Origin of the sequence: Paenarthrobacter sp. NPDC089322 (assembly GCF_040684895.1) — a bacterium.
In the GTDB taxonomy this organism is placed as follows: Bacteria; Actinomycetota; Actinomycetes; order Actinomycetales; family Micrococcaceae; genus Arthrobacter.
This window is the reverse complement of sequence record NZ_JBFBGW010000021.1, coordinates 34,367-49,101: the sequence shown is the minus strand read 5'-3', so window position 1 is coordinate 49,101 and position 14,735 is coordinate 34,367. Positions and strand designations below refer to the sequence as shown.

Annotated in this window: 14 protein-coding genes; 8 read left to right on the top strand and 6 right to left on the bottom strand. The window is 58.6% G+C overall.

Annotation, left to right across the window (positions count from 1 at the left end; genetic code table 11):
* Positions 1-130 precede the first annotated feature (130 nt).
* On the top strand, positions 131-2,719 hold the full coding sequence (locus AB0N65_RS17650; RefSeq protein WP_364164521.1) for a DEAD/DEAH box helicase: 2,589 nt from the start codon (positions 131-133) through the stop codon (positions 2,717-2,719).
* Between the two features lie 11 nt (positions 2,720-2,730).
* Here AB0N65_RS17650 and AB0N65_RS17645 read toward each other — a convergent pair whose 3' ends face one another.
* Positions 2,731-3,654: a tyrosine-type recombinase/integrase gene (locus tag AB0N65_RS17645; protein WP_364164518.1), complete on the bottom strand. Its 924-nt coding sequence runs from the start codon at positions 3,652-3,654 to the stop codon at positions 2,731-2,733.
* Positions 3,655-3,872: 218 nt separating this feature from the next.
* Between AB0N65_RS17645 and AB0N65_RS17640 the strand changes: the two genes are divergently transcribed.
* From AB0N65_RS17640 to AB0N65_RS17630, 3 genes are all read left to right on the top strand, one after another.
* A complete protein-coding gene (locus tag AB0N65_RS17640) occupies positions 3,873-4,703 on the top strand; it encodes a hypothetical protein (protein ID WP_364164515.1) in 831 nt (276 codons plus the stop codon).
* Positions 4,693-5,175, top strand: coding sequence for a type II toxin-antitoxin system VapC family toxin (locus tag AB0N65_RS17635; protein WP_364164512.1), 483 nt, complete (start codon positions 4,693-4,695; stop codon positions 5,173-5,175). The genes AB0N65_RS17640 and AB0N65_RS17635 overlap by 11 nt, the downstream gene beginning before the upstream one ends.
* A 381-nt stretch (positions 5,176-5,556) precedes the next feature.
* Positions 5,557-6,279, top strand: a complete 723-nt coding sequence (locus tag AB0N65_RS17630; RefSeq protein ID WP_364164509.1) for a hypothetical protein — start codon at positions 5,557-5,559, stop codon at positions 6,277-6,279.
* Positions 6,280-6,535: 256 nt separating this feature from the next.
* On the opposite strand, the gene AB0N65_RS17625 is transcribed toward AB0N65_RS17630, so the two are convergent.
* Both AB0N65_RS17625 and AB0N65_RS17620 read right to left on the bottom strand, forming a co-directional pair.
* Positions 6,536-6,853, bottom strand: coding sequence for a helix-turn-helix transcriptional regulator (locus AB0N65_RS17625; RefSeq protein WP_364164506.1), 318 nt, complete (start codon positions 6,851-6,853; stop codon positions 6,536-6,538).
* Positions 6,757-7,539, bottom strand: a complete 783-nt coding sequence (locus AB0N65_RS17620) for a hypothetical protein (protein WP_364164617.1) — start codon at positions 7,537-7,539, stop codon at positions 6,757-6,759. The genes AB0N65_RS17625 and AB0N65_RS17620 overlap by 97 nt, the downstream gene beginning before the upstream one ends.
* Positions 7,540-7,785: 246 nt before the next feature.
* Here AB0N65_RS17620 and AB0N65_RS17615 point away from each other — a divergent pair, with 246 nt between their 5' ends.
* Both AB0N65_RS17615 and AB0N65_RS17610 read left to right on the top strand, forming a co-directional pair.
* A complete protein-coding gene (locus AB0N65_RS17615; protein WP_364164605.1) occupies positions 7,786-8,076 on the top strand; it encodes an endonuclease VII domain-containing protein in 291 nt (96 codons plus the stop codon).
* Between the two features lie 25 nt (positions 8,077-8,101).
* Positions 8,102-8,329 carry a hypothetical protein gene (locus tag AB0N65_RS17610; protein ID WP_364164503.1) on the top strand — a complete coding sequence of 76 codons (228 nt, stop codon included), beginning with the start codon at positions 8,102-8,104 and terminating at the stop codon, positions 8,327-8,329.
* 525 nt (positions 8,330-8,854) lie between these two features.
* On the opposite strand, the gene AB0N65_RS17605 is transcribed toward AB0N65_RS17610, so the two are convergent.
* Complete coding sequence (locus AB0N65_RS17605; RefSeq protein ID WP_364164500.1) at positions 8,855-9,346, bottom strand: HNH endonuclease signature motif containing protein; 492 nt, start codon at positions 9,344-9,346, stop codon at positions 8,855-8,857.
* Positions 9,347-9,798: 452 nt separating this feature from the next.
* Between AB0N65_RS17605 and AB0N65_RS17600 the strand changes: the two genes are divergently transcribed.
* Complete coding sequence (locus tag AB0N65_RS17600; RefSeq protein WP_364164497.1) at positions 9,799-10,452, top strand: hypothetical protein; 654 nt, start codon at positions 9,799-9,801, stop codon at positions 10,450-10,452.
* 206 nt (positions 10,453-10,658) lie between these two features.
* Positions 10,659-11,597: a site-specific integrase gene (locus AB0N65_RS17595; protein WP_364164494.1), complete on the top strand. Its 939-nt coding sequence runs from the start codon at positions 10,659-10,661 to the stop codon at positions 11,595-11,597.
* Positions 11,598-11,915: 318 nt separating this feature from the next.
* Here the strand turns inward: AB0N65_RS17595 and AB0N65_RS17590 are convergent, their stop codons facing one another.
* Positions 11,916-12,701, bottom strand: a complete 786-nt coding sequence (locus AB0N65_RS17590; protein WP_364164491.1) for a phosphatase PAP2 family protein — start codon at positions 12,699-12,701, stop codon at positions 11,916-11,918.
* 315 nt (positions 12,702-13,016) lie between these two features.
* Positions 13,017-14,732, bottom strand: coding sequence for a thiamine pyrophosphate-binding protein (locus AB0N65_RS17585; RefSeq protein ID WP_364164489.1), 1,716 nt, complete (start codon positions 14,730-14,732; stop codon positions 13,017-13,019).
* Positions 14,733-14,735 lie beyond the last annotated feature (3 nt).

Genomic DNA, 14,735 nt, shown 5'->3' with positions numbered 1-14,735 from the left:
ATCTCATCACCCGTATCCGAACAGCAGCGGTTGTCTGGCTGGTGCAGCTACTCTTTGAGGGGCAGCACACTTAGAAGAACTGTTAACGAGCTTGAGTGTGCCTAGGCTCGCGACCGATGATGGGGAAAAGATGACCGACAACAACTCTTTTGCGACCATGGGGTTTAAGACGAGAGCGAAGACTCTCCGCAAACCGTCCAGCCCTGAAGACTTGTTCTCAGACTTGCCGCGTCGGCCGCAAGGGGTCCCCGCTCTATGGTCTCATCAAGCCGACCAGCTCCGGACGTATCACTCGCTGTACAAGGACTCCGCCAACGTTGCCCTGGAGCTTCCCACAGGCTCGGGAAAGACACTTGTCGGACTTCTGATAGCTGAATGGCGACGTAGGGCCTTGGACCAACGAGTTGTTTACGCCTGCCCCACAGTGCAACTCGCTCGGCAGGTAAACACTGCCGCGTTGAATGAAGGGATACCCACAGTCCTTCTGACAGGCAAGAGCTCCAATTGGGATCCCCGAGAGAAACTCATGTATGCCTCGGGCGCGGCCGTCGCCGTCACCACTTACAACCACGTTTTCAACAGCAATCCGAAGTTCGCAGATGCTGGGACGCTGGTTTTTGATGATGCCCACGCGGCGGAAAACTACGTAGCAGAGTCCTGGGCTCTTAAGATCCCTGCATCCGGCAAAGCCTACACCGCTCTATTGGATGTGCTTCGACCTAGCCTCCCAGAAGATCTCGTAACTCGACTTGCAGGGTCTGTTGCGCTTCCCGACCAGCCCGATGTCGATATACGCCTTCTTCCGGTATCGGTTGTCGACCATCACAAGACGGAGATAGAAACAGCACTTCAAGCGTCACTGCCCGATGACGACAAGTGGAACTTCTCGCGGCTCCGTTCCAACCTAGCCTCCTGCCTCTTCTACGTTAACGGCCGTGGCATGTACCTCCGCCCGATGATTCCGCCTACCTTCGACCACCCTGCTTTCGTTGACCCGGCTCAGCGGGTATATCTTTCCGCAACCCTCGGTCGTTCCGGAGAGCTGGAGCGCGCCTTCGGTATCGCTTCCGTCGAGCGTGTTCCAGTACCGCAACAGTGGGACCGAACGGGCAGCGGGCGGCGGTTCTTCGTGTTTCCCGACTTCGTCAACCACGAAATATCTGCCCCCGAATATGATGGCTACTTTGGGGCAGACATCATGAAAAGAACAGGCAAACAACTGGTCCTCACAACGAGTCAGAAGGACGCAGACACAGTGGCAAAGTCTCTTGGCCTCAAAGCAGAGGACAAGTTCGAAGTTCGGGACCCCGAGGGCTTTTCCAACTTCCTCAAGGCCGAGTCTGGCACTCTGTTGGCACCGAATCGATATGACGGAATGGACCTAGCAGACAACGCCTGCCGGATGATGTTGATGGTCGGCCTCCCAGCGTTCAGCCATATGCAGGATTCATTTTTTGATCAAAGGCTTAGGGCTAAGGAAGTCTTAGGGGAAAGGGTCCAGACTCGCATCGTGCAGGGTCTGGGGCGGTGTACTCGCGGGCCCAAGGACTATGCAGTCGTTGTGGTCGAAGGAGAAGACCTCGTGCACTACTTATCCCGAAAAGAAAATGTCAGTAGCCTCCCGATCGAGCTGCAAGCGGAAATCAGTTTCGGCATGACCACGAGCGATGTCTCCAGGGAGCACCTGTTGCAGCTCGTTGATAGCGCGTTGAGTCAAGACGAGCTTTGGCAGACACAGGCGGAGCCCGAGATAGCAGATCTGCGTACCTCGGCCCAGAAGGCAGAAAGTTCCGCAATAGTAAACCTGGGTGAAAACGCGGGCCGAGAGGTGCAAGCCTGGCGTGCGGCCTGGGCTCAGAACTGGCAAGAGGCTGGACGCCTCGCGCTTGATGTATACGAACATTTAACCGACTCTGGACTCAAGTCGTATAGAGCCCTATGGGCCTACCTCGCTTACTCGTGGATTTCTTTGAGCAAGCCTGAAGCTTCCTCGGAGACTTTGCGGAAAGCCACTGAGATGCTCTCTCAGGCTCATAGGGCTACCTACGGAACGACCTGGTTGAAAGAGCTGCAGACGTACGCTTCGGACAGCCTGCAGCTTGACAGCGTAGATGAATCAGCTGTTGATGCGATTGTCGCTTACAAAGAGGGCCCAGCTGCCTCGGCAACGAAGTACGACGCAACCAGCAGCAAAATGAATGCAGCGCTAATGCAACCAGATTCTGCGGAATATGAAGGTGGCTTGCAGATACTGGGGAAACTGCTTGGCGCCGCGGAATCCTACAAGCCGTCCTTCAAAGGTCGGACCGACTGTGTTTGGATTTGGGACGAATGCTGGGTATCCATTGAGGCAAAGAGTGAACAACGCAGCGGCGGCCTGCTAAGCATGGAGTATGTCCGGCAAGCCAACACGCAACTGGACTCATTGGCGGCTGATCGAAAGGCAGAGTCCGTGCCGGAAGGCAGCTTTACCGTGGTGGCCTCACCCCGGTTGGTGGTTGATCCTGATGCAGTGCCAATCGCTCGAGAGTGGCTGTATCTCGTGAACACGACAGAAGTGTTGAGGCTGGGGCTAGATGCTGACCGCGCTTGGAAAGCCATCCGGACAATTTCGACCGCTGACACTGATCATCGAGCAAGAATTGCAAGGGTGTTCTGGGAACATGGCGTTCTGCCGTCCCAGGTTAAGGAACGGTTAACTCGCAACCCTGTGAGGTAGTGCGCAAGCTGCTAAGCCAATGCGCGGGCCACATCGTAGCCTGCAGCCTTCTCTAGAGAGTGCCGCGCACGGTCGTACCGGCGTGTGGTGCGGGGGTCGGCATGACCCATGCTGTCCTGAAGATCGTGCAAGGACGTTCCTGCGTCCAGAGCCAATGTGGCGAACGTGTGCCGCAAAGAGTGGGGACTGATGCGCCCGGCAACACCAGCAGCTCGAGCCAGTCGTTGTACGGTACGGAACGCCTCAGATGCCGCCCACCGATTGCCGGTTGCCGTCGTGAACAGCGGCAGGCCACCACCTGGTGTACCTGCCACCAGCTCACCTCCGGTGGTTCCAAGGTAGGCATTCAGGGCCTCTACGGCAGGAGCCGGCACGGCTACCTTGCCATCCTTCCCGCCTTTGCGCCGGATGCTCAGCGTCCGGTGTCCGGTGTCGTGGCCGTAGTCGGTGGTGCTGGCATTCAGCGCCTCGCTGAGCCGAATTCCGGTGAACAGCAGGAGGGATACCAGCGCGTCGGAGCGTGGGCCGTCAGCCCGCGCCGCCGCTAGCAACGCCCGCGCCTGCTCTTTGGTCATCCCCTCAGTGCTGGAGTGGTCCGCGTCCACCTTCGGACGCTTCACCAGCTCCACCGGATTGCCACCTGTAATCAGGTCAGCGGTTACCGCGTAGCGGTAGAAGCTGGACAGCGCCGCCAGCTTTGCCGCCACCGTGGCCGGAGACAGATTGGCCAGCGCGTGGCGGTAGCCGTCGATAATCGGACGCTTTACCGTCAGCAGGTCCAATCCCCTGGCATCCAGCCAGGAACAGAAGTCAGTCACGCTCCGGTCGTAAGCACGGATCGTGTGCGGCGAAGTCTGTGCCAGCTTCCACGCACTAATGGCGTGGCGATAGCGCTGCTCGTTCCCTACCGGGGTGCTGATCGGTTCGAGTGTCATGCACACATGATAACGGACATTATCGTGTTGGCTGTCACATTCACGGCCCTATGAGAATTTGCAGCATTGATGGCTCATCTCGTATTCGTCGGATTTTCGCGACGAGACCGCCCGGGGTGCAAAGCGTCACCTTACTCAGCACCGCGCCGCCCCGCTTAGCTTCTTATGATCCCGCCTGCCGCGCTTTCATGTTTTACTAAGACGAGGGGGTGAGAAAGATGACCATTACGCTGGAGCGGCCGACCGCGGACACGGCCATTGAAGTAGTCATCGACACCACCAACAGGATCCCGGTTCCAACATTCGCCACAATCCTTAATCAGCTGTCATGGTCCTTGGACGAAATCGACAGGACCACTCGTCCGGGCAAGAATGCGCGGGTGGAGTGGGGAATTGTCGAAGTTAGCGGATCCAAATCAATACATGCATGGCTGGCGCCGATCACTATGCCCCCGTCAGTCGACATGGGAACAGTCAGTTCTGCTGCCCGAGGCTTGGTCTCCGGCCTAGACGGGCTCGCCACGACACCCGAAATTCCCCAACTTTTTACAGCCTCCACGGTTCGACGTGTTGAGCGCGTGAGCAGTTCTATTTCCAAAGGTCGCGTTGACGCCATACGTGTCTCCAGCGTAAATGGCAGTCGCAGTGAAACAGTCTTGACGGCCGATACAGCTAAGAACGCTCACGATGCCGTGACTGGATCTAGGACAAGTTGGGGCAGCGTAACCGGCATCTTGGACGTGCTGGACAGCCGTCATAGACATGGCGTTCGGGCACAGGTCTACGTGCCAATGGAGCGACGTGCTGTGATGATCCAGGCGTCGCCGGAACACGTTGCCAAACTGAAGGAATGTTGGGGGCAAGAAGTCGTGGCACATGGACAGCTGAAAAGAAATAGCCGGGGGCAGGTGATCAGCCTCGGGCTCACTTTACTCGAAGAGCACCGCGCTGCAGCTGCGGTGTCTCCGTGGACGCTTTTAGGTGCAAGTCCAAACTTCACCGGATCCCTTTCGACGGACGAGTACATGGAGGTGACCCGTGGCCGCTAAGCCCCCCGCCACACGCGTGTATCTCGACACATGTCCCATTATCAGCGTGATCAAACAAGAGCCTGGCCTTTGGAAGGAGGGGCTAAAGGTTCTTCTTGCAATGGACCGCGGCGACATTCAGATTGTTGCTTCCACACTGCTCCTTGTAGAACTTTCAGGGTACAACGGAGCGCTAAAGGAAGCTGATCAGGATTCCATGATCGACCGGTTCCTGCGACAGTCCAAGATTCATTGGGTTGAGGTTGACGTAAGCATCGCCAGTGAAGCTCGCAAGCTTGCGAAGAAACACCTCCTCAGAGGCGCAGATGCCACGCATCTTGCTACCGCCCTCCGCTACGAAGCGGAGTACTTCATGTCCCGCGACAAGCGCTTCCCTTACGGGGAGAAAATAGGGACGACAAAAATCATCTACCCGTCGGTCGTCTGGAACACGACGATTGACGATGCCCAGATCGACAATCACGCTGACTGAGGCCGAGCGTTGTTGCAGGCCAGCCATGTGCCTGTCCAGGGCTGCCACAGCGCATTCCGTGAGAAGTTGCAGATGATCCCGAAGCGGGGCCGCCGTTAGCAGGTCTCGAAGTTGTCTCTTTGTGTCCTGCGATTTAGTAGAGACTCTCGCCATGCAGGATCAGTTTTCCCGTGCCCACTCGCCCGCTATGTCTCCCAGGAGTCTTTAGCCACCTCCAATCAACAGGAATTTGTCAGGGATACGCGCGACGCGAGTGGCAACTTTTCGGGGGTACCCACAACATGGCGTTTTGCATCCAAGGCGTCTTGATTCTCTTCGCTTACGGGACGCATGCAGTGTGTAGCCTTTGGATGGAACTCCGGCACATTAGAAGAGGCGAGCATGAAGCAAGGCGAGCAGGAACGTTTTGACCGACGCAGGTGGCTGGACTTCGTTGACCTGCCCGCGGACATAGTGGGAGTCAACGTACGAGTAGGAAACCGTTCCCGTTTGGCGCAGCCGGACGGCGAGGCCATGACCCTTCATGTTGTCGAATTCTTAGAACGAGCAGGTATTCGGTGTCAGGCGGCGCAGCCGGTTGGGGTTGGGTCAAGCACCGGCGGCATAGTAGGAGACATCTTCGATTTCATGAAGCCGATTGGCATCAGTATCCAGTTGGTGAAGTTCGCATTGGCTTGGCATGCCCGCGTAGCGAGCCGTAAGCGCCACGGTCTTTTACCTCCCGCGATGGTCATACTGCTGGCTGATCACATAGATCCCAAGCAAATAGGCGCTGAGCAATGGGAAGACATGGCCACATGGCTCGTTGCAGTCCTCCCTGACTTACAAAAGGACTTGGAAGCTGAGTATCCGAGCTGCAGTTTCCGCTTCGAGGTCCGGGCGCGGGGCGCGAAGGTCCAGGACTTCTACCTGAGAACAGGAGCTAGCCTACCGATTACGGACAAGAACACCCTCAAGATACTTGAGCATCTAGACCGGGAATCAGCAGAACTTTCGCTCTTGCATTGCGAGGGCTGGTTCGCGCTACCACAGGTGGTTCAAGCCACAATCGGACTGCGCTACCGCAATCTACAGATCACCGATCCTCGCCCTCCGGCTGGGTGACCGTACGGAATGGCGGGGGGGAGGACCCCTTCCCAATGCGTTCGCCTCCCCGGTCGTGATAGCGGCTCCGGTCGCGTACGGGTTAGAAAGCCGACCAAAATCGTTAAATCCCGCGCGGACACTGCGATCCGCAGCGTTACAAACGACCCCTATTGGGGCAATTAGGGGCGAAAATTACCACTGAGCCGAGCCCCCGCTGCGAATGTCCGCCTACTGCTACTCGGCTCAGACACGCAGCCCACAGATGTCAGGGCTATCAGTCGGACGGCGACATAGGGTTGCGTCCGCCTCTGTGCACTCTATGCTGCGGGCCTGAAGTCGGTTCACTAATGAACACGTCTACCCCAACCCCTAGAACTTCCGCAATGTCCCACAGCCTTTCGTAAGCCACGCTCTTGCGGCCCCATTCAATACCGATGATCATATTTCGGCTAAGGCCAGATTCGAGCGCAAGTGATTCCTGGGAAAGTCCCTGCTCTAAGCGAAGTTCCCGGATCCGAGCACCGATGAGCTCCCGACGCCGCTGCCAACGAAGAAGCTGCGCTTCCGACGATTGGCTGGGTCTAGTGGGCATCTTTCTATGTCAAGCAATAATGTCAGTCTTGTCTGCTCCACTAGTGATACATTGACTGGATTGCGATGGAGGTCATAGAGGATATGGACTGCAACAACACCCCGGGCGAGCATGCCCCAGAGGTTTGGATCACCGGCAAGACCGAAGTTGAGCCAACCGGCCCCCCTCGTGTAGGGACCCGTCCTGGTGATCAGGTCTCCGCCGGAAAAGAATGCATCGGGCCCGGACTGGATGAGGGTGAGTCTTGTGGCAGGCCGATCAAGGTTAGGGCGACAGAACTTTGCAGGACCCATCACGATCAGATGAACACTCGCGGGTGGCTCGGGCCAATTCAGCAGAGACTCGGGGCCCTGGGCGACCTTCAGTGCAGCGGCCCTGGTCGAGATGGCGATGAACAGTGTGAACGTAAAGTCCAATCCCGGGAAACCCTTCTTTGCGCTCCTCACACTAAGCAACTGAGAACAGCGGGCGTTTTGAAGCCAATAAGAAGAACCAATGTGCCTTCTGGGCCATGCATTGGCCCAGGCGCGGACGGTGAAATCTGCGGACGCCCAATGCACAACAAGAGCCTTCAGCTTTGCATTGGGCATTATGGCCAATCCAATCGCGGGCAGAACCTCAAGCCACTCGTCGTGCTGCGGGAGCGCGGCGAGTCGAAGGCCTGCATATTCCCTGAATGCCGTCATAAGGATGTCCCAAACGGCGGCGGACTTTGCCGCCACCACCTGCGGCAACAGGCAGAAGGCAAAGTGCTGGTGCCGCTGCGCGGAAACCGGAATCGCGGCAAGGGGGTCCTGGACCGTGATGGGGACGGAAATAAGTTGTGCCCGAGCTGCAACGAATGGAAGCAAGAATCAGATTTCAGCAAATCATCCTTCTCTCGGGATGGCCTCAACCACAGGTGCCGACGCTGTCAAGCGTCCTCGCTCAAGATGCTGCGTTATGGAATTGACATCGACGAATACGACGAAATGCTCGAAGCCCAGGGAGGAGGATGTGCGATCTGCACGGCCCCGCTCGGGGCGGGCGGAGTACGCCTAGCCGTCGACCACGACCACTCCTGCTGTCCAGGAGAATACTCCTGTGGGAACTGCGTTCGGGGGATCCTATGCGCCAACTGCAATCGGGGCCTAGGCCTGTTCAAAGACGATATGAACCTGTTTCGAATGGCTATTGCTTACCTGAGTTTTCACGAGCCATCGGAACGAAAAGCGGCATCTTGATGCTTCCTTTCACTTGGAACACGACGTGACTTCTGTTCCACACATCGCTGGTCGCGTCGGCCGTGATACCAAAGCTCCTGCGCCAACGCGCAGGCGAAGAGAGTCCGAAATCCCTGAATGCGAGGAAGACTCCGGCATGCAGCCGGAGCCTCCCCCAGGTGTAGAGCTATTTACTGTGCGCGAGAAGTCGATCAAGCTGACCGAATACGCGATCGCGTATTCCGAGAAGCACCTTGCTGGCGTAACAGGCTGATGTCAAAGACAATCAGCCAGTCATTGGGCGCCGACCGATCCAATCGGTGTCGAAGAATAAGGTTCACAAGCCATCGGCTCTGGTTCACCTTATTTAGAATGCGGTTTCAGAACGGTGCTTGATCGGCCGACCAGGGAGGCTCCTCAGGATCGTCAACGGAAAGGGTATCCCACCACGCCAGCTCTGCGGGCGTCCAGAGATGCGCCCGTAACGGCATCCCAATCGCCAGCACGTCGATGTCAGCGCTGTCGGCACCAGGAATCGTGAACTTATGAATAGAAGTGGTGTTGAATCGCTGCTTGCTAACGAGCAGACCATGAGACCGCGCCTTATCCCAGTGAGCGGTTACCGTGGCCTCTCGACGACCACCTGTCAATTGCAGAAGTGTCGCTCGATCGATTGTTGAGTACTGAGCCGCAGCGTGGTCAACCATTGCGTGCAATGTGTTCCGGACGCTCGCTCTCAAGGAAGACGCTTCCACGGCCTCGCGATAACGCTCGGCTGTCCAAATGGGCCTATCAGCGGTCAGTTGTGGAAACGTGGATCGCTCCATCCTTCGTCAATCAGACCCCAGTGACCACTGATCAGCGGTGGCACCCAAGCCTGCGCCCCCACACTAGAAGGTGAATCCGCCTCGTACAAAGGCAAATCGTCAACGTCGATAGCCAATCCATCGTTGCGCGCGTCCTGGCGCCCGTATGACGACGCCTTCCCAGCCCGTATGCGGGCCAAAGCGAGATTCTGTTGCGATGTGACGAGCTGCAGATGATCAGGATGAACACAGGACGGAGTTCCACAGATGTGGTCTACCTGTATGCCATCAGGGATGATCCCTTTGGTTCGCTCGAATGCAAACCTGTGCGCAAACACTACCCGACCTCCCAGCCGAAACCTCCCGTAGCCTTTGGAGTTCCTCGCTCCAGCCCAAATATGGCAACCATCCACATTAGGACCGACGAAGTCGTCAAATCTAGGATTGGCGGCCGCAAGGTAACCGACGGCAAAGGAATCGCCCATCAGGTTTAACCTCTGCCGTGTGGACCGCGGCGCGCTGTCTGGCATCGCACGGGATTTCATGAGTGCAGACCCTGCTCCCATCAGAGCTTCACTTTCTGCTGGCGAGCCCACTGTTGTATGTCTTCGAGGTGGTAGCGGCAATGGTTGCCGAACTTGTAGAAGGTCGGGCCGGAAGATCGTCCGGACTGCGCCAACCACTTTTCGGAAACGTTCAGGTACTCGGCGGTTTGTCGCCGCGTTAGATATGCGGATGGGGAAGCGGCCTTAGCCAGCGGGTGATCGGTTGAGCCGATCTGAGGGATGACGCGCAAAGAAAATCCTTACTAGTGAAGTGAAAGCACGGTTATCTTGCCAACCAAACCGTGTGACCAACACACTAGTACAGTTTGCTTGGCAACGCAACCGTGTCACGCACTGTTTTCCTGCCAAGCAAACAGTGCTACAGTTTTGACATGGATACTGTGCGGCTACCACCCCTCCCCGCCGGGGTTGAATACATAGGACGAAACGCTGAGGTTGAGGAGCACGTCGTCCTCGAAGGAGGGCTGGAACTGCCCATCCTGAGGGCTCGCTACCGAGTGCATGGCCTCAATGTCACCATCGGCTGGATCATCGGGCATCCGATGGGGGACTTTCGGCAACCCAACTCCCTAAGCATCGATTTCGACGCCTTTGATCACGGCATGGGCTACGTCAAAGACGCGGAGGGTAGCGAACGACGGGCCTTTGAGGGAATTACAACTTCCCTGCTACGGTCCATTCCCATGGCGCATGCAATAGCGCTGATGCAGGATCGATACGAGCAGATCTCTGTTGCGGATGTGCACCGCGCTTTTTCCCCTCTTCCGCCCCGAGTGGAATCAGACCGCGACTACGCTCACATCGCAGCGGCATATGTGGCACTGGCAGGCGTCTCGCTTGAGCCAGTAAAGAAGCTTCGTGATTGGAGCGGCGAAAGCGTGGAGACCTGGTCGGCACGACTTCGGCGCGCGCGAGCCAAGGGAATTTTGGAAGGCAAGGGAAAAGCTTCCCGCATTTCCCCGGCATTCAGCAGCGTTGTCGACGACATCTGGAAGGACATAAAAGCAGGAAGGGACTCTGACTAGTGGCCGTAAAACGACTGACGACCGGCGTAAAGCGCTGGCAGGCCGATTGGACCACCGCAGACGGGGTGCGTCAGCGGAAGAGGTTCGCTACCAAGCGAGAAGCGGAGGACTTCCTACACGCCACCGTGAGGTCCATTCGTGGAGGCACGTTCATTGATCCCCGCGCAGCAAGCAAGACTACCGTCGGCCAGTTGTACGAGGACTGGATGGATCGAATCACATCCGTGGGAGCGCGCGGCAGGAAACCGGCCAGCCCGAAGACTGTCGACAACTATCGAAGGCGGTACGAGAACTATGTGGGCCCCCGCTGGGCCCACACTCCAGTCGCAAGCGTCAGATATGACGACGTGGCTGAGTGGATCACAAGCCTCAAGGGCCGCGACGGACGGCCCGCTGGGATCACAACCCGCCGGGAGGTTGGACTCTACTTCGGTCGACTTATGGGGCACGCGGTCAAGCGTCGTCTGCTGCCTAGTAATCCGGCGAAGGATCCCGCCGGTCAAACTGACTACGTGCCCGCGCGCGAGAAACAGCGGGACCACGTCTATCTGACCATGCCGCAACTCACCCGCTTGGCCGCCGAGTGCGGCGATTTTGAACTGTTTGTCATGTTGGCGGGTACATGCGGACTGAGGTGGGGAGAGATCACGGCGCTAACCTATGAAGATTTGGATCTTGGCCTAATGCCATCCGTTGCCGTGCGCAGGGCCTACTCCGAAGTCGGCGGCAAGTTGGTGCTAGGTCCAACCAAAGGCGGTGAAAGCAGGGTGGTGCCACTCCCCCGGCTAGTCGCCCGCAGACTTGAACTTGCTCTACCCGCAGGTTCACTGAGTACAAGAATCTTTAGCGGTGGACGCGGTTCAGCGCTTCGCAACAATACGTGGACACGACGGCACTACACGCCTGCCATCGCCCGGGCAGCCATACAAGACCCATCCTTCCCTCGGCCAACCTTCCACGACCTCCGTCACACCGCAGTGAGCCTGGCGATCAGTTCTGGCGCTAATGTCAAGGTAGTTCAGCGCATTGCCGGACACGCAAGCGCGACCATGACCCTGGACACGTATGCCGGACTTTTTGACCACGATCTACATGACAGCGCTGGGCGCTTGAACGATGCCCTGTCTGGCTTGGGCTGGAAGTAGCTCGTCACTTTTTCGTCACCAAGAACCCCTGCCTGGCCTCAATCTAGGCTCAAAGGACTGTCCCTCGTAATGAAAAGGTCATCAGTTCGATTCTGATAGGAAGCTCGGTTGAACCCCCGGAAATCTGCGGATTTCCGGGGGTTCTCTTCTTTCGCCGTTAGTTCGCCGCTAGGCCGATGGGGCCGCCGGGGAAAGGAGCGTACTTAACGCACACCTTCGTGTCAGCCGGGCGCACCGCCGGCTTGAAGGTAACCCGTGGAACCATTGTGCGGCTGGAACATGGCGAAGCTGTGTCTGTTGTCGTTGCCCTGAACGCCATCAGATCTCTTGGCCGTCCCCCGCCCCTTCGGCCGCGCCTGACTCTGACGTTCCCGCCGGTTCCACCACGGACCAGTCCCCTGTGACGTCCTCCCCGGGAACACGCGCTGTGCGCCATGTATCCAGGGCAATCACACCGCCCAGCACCACAAGCGACAATGACACCGAAGCGATGGCGTCACTGACCCAGTGGTAGCCCAGATAAAGCCGGCACACGGTCGTGAGGACAACGCACGCGGCCGCGACGATAAAGCTGAGAACGGCGGCCTTGGGATTCTTGTGCCTCGAGAAAACCAGAAATGTGGTGATGAGCAGGAAGTTCGAGGCACCCAAAACGTGCCCTGACGGGAACGAGAAAGTGTAGTCGGCGCCGAAGAGCATCAGCTCGACGGGTGGCCGCGGCCGGCCGACCGACCGGCTGATCACTTGGGCCAGGCCGACCCCCGTCAGCATAGCCCCGGCCAGCAGGACCGGCCGCCACGCGTGCTTGGCGACAATAACCCATGTCGCAGTGACGACGAAAACGACGACGGGCATGGCGACGGGTCCAAAAACGATAGCCACAATGATCATGGCCGTGGTCATGGGCTCGGACCGGATGCTCACCAACCACTGGGTTTGCTCGTCGTCCGCACTGGCCAGCCCGTCCTTGCGCAACACGCTGATAAGTGTTGCCAGGAAGAGCACCAGTCCGGCAACGACCAGCAGAACCGCAGTGCGGTAGAGGGCCTTGCGGGCCCTGGGTTCCATGTACCGTTCCTCGACCACGAACTTGTCGTGGAGCATCCGCCACCGTTGACGCCCACCGGCTGATTGACTTGGCACCGCAAACCGCCCATTGCTCGCGATCGGAGCCCCCGCTGCTGAAGGTGGAATCATTCTCCGATACTTGGCGGCCAAGAACGAGCGTTTTCAGGAACCTGATATCGGGAGACTGCGGGGCCAGCACGCTAGCTGACCAGCGCGCGGTCTGGCCCGGCGCATCTTCAGCCCCGGCCCACTCGGGCGGCGAGCCACGTGAGCGGCCAGCCAGCCGTTGAAGTTCGACGGCGATCACGTCACCGACGCGGCGGCAGAATACAAGAGCTACTCCCTTGACAACTAATGGCCCTTGAACGCCTCTGCCAACCACCAGGACCCGCCATCCGAAGCGATGCGGGCGTCGATGACCAAGGGAACATCCCGCGGCCCGGCCAGCCAATCCCGCACAGCCTCCAGGTCCGCCACTTGTCGTACTGTCACAGCAGCAGCGCCGTAACCCCGGGCGATGGCAGCGATGTCCGTGGTAGGAAAGCGGACCACGTCCAGTTCCTCGTCACTGACGTCGAAATGATGCACCTCTGCGCCGTAGCTTGAGTCGTTGTAGACGATTGCCACAAGCGGGATCCGTTCCCGCACCACAGTTTCGAGTTCGGAAATGGCCATGAGGAATCCGCCGTCGCCGGCACCCAGGACAGGGAGCCTGTCCGGGCGGGCCTTCGCCGCACCGATAGCGGTGTAGAGCCCAAGGCCGATTGACTGGAAGGCCTGGGTGAAACAGAAACCGAACTCGTCAGGGACGGAGAGGTAGGCGCTGGGGTAACCCATGAAATTTCCCGAGTCCACGGAGAGAATCCTGTCGGTGGGAAGAATCCGGTCGAGTTCCCGGCTCAGCACCCGCGGATCGATGACTTCGCTCGTGGACAGGTCCTCGGTGACCTCGGAATTCCAGCGGGCATGCTGCCCGATTGCTGCAGCCATCTCTGGCGTTCGCAGGCCTGTTGCCCGGTACCCCCACCCTTGCAGCGCTGCAAGAACCGCCACGGCGGTTTCGGCACTGTCGCCGAGGACCCCCAGGTCTATTGGACGGTTGGCTCCGAGTCCGCCGTCCTCCACGTCCACCTGTACCACTGTGGCCTTCGGTCCGATCAATGATCCGTGGCGCATGGTCCACATATTCAGCGCGCAGCCCCAGCCCACGATCAGGTCGGCTTCGGAAATGGTCTTCGCCGTGAACGGAGACGAAAAGCCTCCCGAGATACCCAAGTTGAAGGGGTCGTCGTGGAACAGGCCATGAGCGACGGCGGAAGTCGCCACAAGCGCCCCGGTGGCCTCAGCGAGCGCGGCAATTTCAGGTCCGGCTCCCCGCCCGCCGCGGCCGGCGACGAAAACGGGCCGTTCCGCCTTACGGATCAGTTCAGCCAAAGCGACGACGGCCGCTTGCGACGGCGCAATCTTTTGCGGCGGCGCAAGTGGCCGATCCAGCACGGTGCTCCCCGTAACCGGCGCAGCCTGTATGTCCGTGGGCAGCGACAGGACTACCGTCCTGCGCTCGTTGACTGCCTTGCGGTACGCGCGGACCGTGTCAGCAACAGCGGTTTTGGGAGAATGAACGCGCTCGGCCACAGCCCCAACACTCTTGGCAAGGCCATCCTGGTCGATCTTGAAATTGGACCCCACCGCGGAGGCTGCGGTGTCAGCGGTGACAACAATCATTGGGGTTCGGCTTTTCGCGGCTTCGCCGATACCGGTGATGGCGTTTGTCAGTCCACAGCCCTGATGGGTGGAAACCACGCCCACCTTTCCGGACATTCGGCCGTATGCGTCAGCCATGGTGGCAGCGCCGCCTTCATGTCGGGCGGCCGTGTAGGCAACACCGGCCTTCCGCAGTGCATTGGTGACTGCGAAGTTTCCGCTGCCCACAACACCGAAAACGTGGCCCACTCCCAAGCGGGCCAAGGTGAAGCCCACGAGCTCACTGACATTGCGGGGCTCAAGGGCAGCTGATGCCTCCGGATTCTGATGCGAGGCTTCAAGTCTGTTGGCGGTCACCGTCATTGT

Excerpts from the sequence above, each read along its gene's own strand:
- AB0N65_RS17590 (WP_364164491.1), bottom strand. The coding sequence starts at position 12,701 with ATGCTCCACGACAAGTTCGTGGTCGAGGAACGGTACATGGAACCCAGG.
- AB0N65_RS17650 (WP_364164521.1), top strand. The coding sequence starts at position 131 with ATGACCGACAACAACTCTTTTGCGACCATGGGGTTTAAGACGAGAGCG.
- AB0N65_RS17585 (WP_364164489.1), bottom strand. The coding sequence starts at position 14,732 with ATGACGGTGACCGCCAACAGACTTGAAGCCTCGCATCAGAATCCGGAG.
- AB0N65_RS17595 (WP_364164494.1), top strand. The coding sequence starts at position 10,659 with ATGGATCGAATCACATCCGTGGGAGCGCGCGGCAGGAAACCGGCCAGC.
- AB0N65_RS17605 (WP_364164500.1), bottom strand. The coding sequence starts at position 9,346 with ATGGGCGATTCCTTTGCCGTCGGTTACCTTGCGGCCGCCAATCCTAGA.
- AB0N65_RS17625 (WP_364164506.1), bottom strand. The coding sequence starts at position 6,853 with ATGCCCACTAGACCCAGCCAATCGTCGGAAGCGCAGCTTCTTCGTTGG.
- AB0N65_RS17620 (WP_364164617.1), bottom strand. The coding sequence starts at position 7,539 with ATGACGGCATTCAGGGAATATGCAGGCCTTCGACTCGCCGCGCTCCCG.
- AB0N65_RS17645 (WP_364164518.1), bottom strand. The coding sequence starts at position 3,654 with ATGACACTCGAACCGATCAGCACCCCGGTAGGGAACGAGCAGCGCTAT.
- AB0N65_RS17640 (WP_364164515.1), top strand. The coding sequence starts at position 3,873 with ATGACCATTACGCTGGAGCGGCCGACCGCGGACACGGCCATTGAAGTA.
- AB0N65_RS17630 (WP_364164509.1), top strand. The coding sequence starts at position 5,557 with ATGAAGCAAGGCGAGCAGGAACGTTTTGACCGACGCAGGTGGCTGGAC.
- AB0N65_RS17600 (WP_364164497.1), top strand. The coding sequence starts at position 9,799 with ATGGATACTGTGCGGCTACCACCCCTCCCCGCCGGGGTTGAATACATA.
- AB0N65_RS17615 (WP_364164605.1), top strand. The coding sequence starts at position 7,786 with ATGCTGCGTTATGGAATTGACATCGACGAATACGACGAAATGCTCGAA.